The organism is Rhodohalobacter sp. 8-1, from assembly GCF_038150125.1.
Taxonomy (GTDB): Bacteria; Bacteroidota; Rhodothermia; order Balneolales; family Balneolaceae; genus SW132.
On record NZ_JBBVMF010000044.1, the window covers coordinates 1 to 2,600 of the forward strand.

Annotated in this window: 2 protein-coding genes; both read left to right on the forward strand. The window is 54.8% G+C overall.

Annotated elements, in window-relative coordinates:
* Positions 1-252 precede the first annotated feature (252 nt).
* Positions 253-1,791: an IS21 family transposase gene (gene istA, locus AABW11_RS19910; RefSeq protein ID WP_340107084.1), complete on the forward strand. Its 1,539-nt coding sequence runs from the start codon at positions 253-255 to the stop codon at positions 1,789-1,791.
* A gap of 5 nt (positions 1,792-1,796) precedes the next feature.
* Positions 1,797-2,513 (forward strand): IS21-like element helper ATPase IstB, encoded by a 717-nt coding sequence (gene istB / locus AABW11_RS19915; protein WP_340107085.1) that lies wholly within the window; start codon positions 1,797-1,799, stop codon positions 2,511-2,513.
* The last annotated feature ends 87 nt before the right edge of the window (positions 2,514-2,600 follow it).

Below are 2,600 nucleotides of genomic sequence, written 5' to 3' on the forward strand. Positions count from 1 at the left end.
TGGATATTCCGGACTATACTGACCCCCCTTGAATCCGGCGTAAAACACACGGCCGGAGTGCTGACATTCCGGCGGATGCTGCCCCCCCTCTAAAGAAAGTCCGATATCGATTCCGGAGCATGTTGACCCCCCGAGTGGGTCAGCAGTATCCCGCAGAATTTAATCATCCTCTTTTCGTATGGTTTTGGTTTCTTTGGTGATTTTTAAATCAATCACCAGACGGACTAATCAATGGCAGGAAAACCAAAACCAATGAGCCAAATTAAACAACTGTTACGATTACATCAGCAGGGAGGCGGCAAAAAGCATATTGCCCGCACCCTTGGCATCAGCCGTAATACGGTTAAAACGTATCTGGATAAGATCACTGCCGCCGGGTGGGAGATCGATGATCTGCTGGCCCTGGACGATCCGGTGCTCTCCCAACGTATGCATGCCGGTAACCCGGCCTACAAAGATCCGCGGTTTACGTATTTTTCCGACCGGCTTGACTATTTCACCCGCGAACTGGACAGAGTGGGCGTGACCCGGAAACTGCTCTGGGAAGAATACCGCGCGGCCGCTCCGGACGGCTATGGATATTCGCAGTTTTGCTACCACCTGGGCAGGCATACAGATGCCCGCCGCCCGTCGATGGTCCTTACCCATCGTCCGGCAGACAAACTGTTTATCGACTTTGCCGGAAAGACCCTGCCCATCACGGATCAGCTGACGGGCGAGATCACCCAGTGCCAGGTCTTTATCGCCTGCCTGCCCTACTCTGACTATAGTTTTGTGATGGCCGTGCCCAGTCAGACGATTGCCGATTTTATCCACGCCCTGGTATGCTGCCTGACGGCCCTGGGCGGGGTGCCCGGGGCGCTGGTCCCGGATAATTTAAAATCTGCGATTGTCAAAGCCAGCCGGTATGAACCCGAGGTAAACCGCGCCCTGGACGACCTGGCCAATCATTACAACACCACCGTCGTACCCGCCCGTGCGGGCAAGCCCAAAGACAAGGCGCTTGTCGAAAACCAGGTGAAGATGATCTACACCCGCGTGTATGCCACCCTGCGCAATCAGATGTTTTTCGATCTGGCCTCGCTCAATAAAGCTATCGCCGAAAAAGTAGGTGCCCACAATCAAACCCGCATGCAACAAAAACCGTATTGTCGCACCGAACGGTTTCTGGCCGAGGAAAAGCCGCTGCTCGCCCCGCTGCCTTCCACCCCGTTTGAGCTCAAATATTACAGCCGCTACAAGGTGGCGCAAAACAACCATGTGTACCTGGGCGCCGACAAGCATTATTATAGCGTGCCGTATGCGCACATCGGTAAACCCGTGCAGGTGATCTACACCCGTTCGCTCGTGCGTATTTACAGTGAGGGAGCGCTGCTGGCGGCTCACCCCAGAGACCCTCGCCCGGGTCGATACACGACCACGGCTGAGCATTTGTGTTCGCAGCACCAGCATTATCTGAAGCGCAGCCCGGAGTATTACATCGGCCGAGCCCGCAGGGCGGGGCCTACACTTGCCGCGCTATTTGAGAAAATCTTTTCCCAGGACCGATACCCCGAACAACTCTATCGCACCTGCGACGGGCTGCTGAACCTGTCGCGAAAAGCGGATCCCGAGGCCTTTACCCGGGCCTGCCGCTTAGCCCTGGAGCATCAAAACTACTCCTGGGGGTTCATCGACACCATGTTAAAAAACAAGATGATCGGCCAGCCAGAACCAAACGATTCTAAACACCTTCCCAAACACGGCAATGTCCGCGGGCGGGACTACTACCAACAAACCCTTAAACTGTAACTATTATGGACATAACCACCCAATTTACCGACCTGCGCCTGCACGGGATGCATCGCCGCTGGCAAGCGCTGACCGAAACCCGGCAACATCTTGATCTGAGCCTGAGTGATGGCCTGGAACTGCTCTTAGAAGCCGAGGCCGAAGACCGGGACAACCGCCGGTTCCAGCGGCTGGCCAGAAACGCACGGTTCCGCTACCAGGCCTCTATCGAGGAGCTGCGTATGGACGCCTCCAAAGGCATGGATAAAACACTCATCAGCCGGCTGGCCACCGGCGATTACCTGCGCCGTGGAGAATCGGTGTTGGTCACAGGGGCGACCGGCTGCGGAAAAAGCTTTCTGGCATCGGCCCTGGGCAACCGGGCCTGTATGCAGGGATATAAAGTCGCCTACTTTAACCTTCAAAAGCTGCTAATTAAGATCAAAATGGCCCGTTTGGAAGGGACCAATCTTAAGTTCTTCGAGAAATTAGCAAAAACCGACCTTCTGATCCTCGATGACTTCGGGCTGACAACCTTTGGCCAGCAACACTGCCTGGATCTTATGGAGCTGACGGAAGACCGCCACGCCCGCCGGGCCACCATCATTGCCAGTCAGTTGCCTGTCGCCAGCTGGTATGATTTATTTGCTGAGGAGACAATTGCCGACGCTATTTTAGACCGGCTGATCCACACCTCTCACAGAGTCGAATTGACAGGAGAAAGTCTAAGAAAAAAACTGTAATGTTGTCATAGAAACCCGTTCCCCGAAATCCAAACCTTAGGGGGTCAATATGCCCGGAATGGGGGGTCAGTATCACCGGAATATCCA

Coding starts and splice junctions, on each gene's coding strand:
- istA (WP_340107084.1), top strand. CDS start 253: ATGAGCCAAATTAAACAACTGTTACGATTACATCAGCAGGGAGGCGGC.
- istB (WP_340107085.1), top strand. CDS start 1,797: ATGGACATAACCACCCAATTTACCGACCTGCGCCTGCACGGGATGCAT.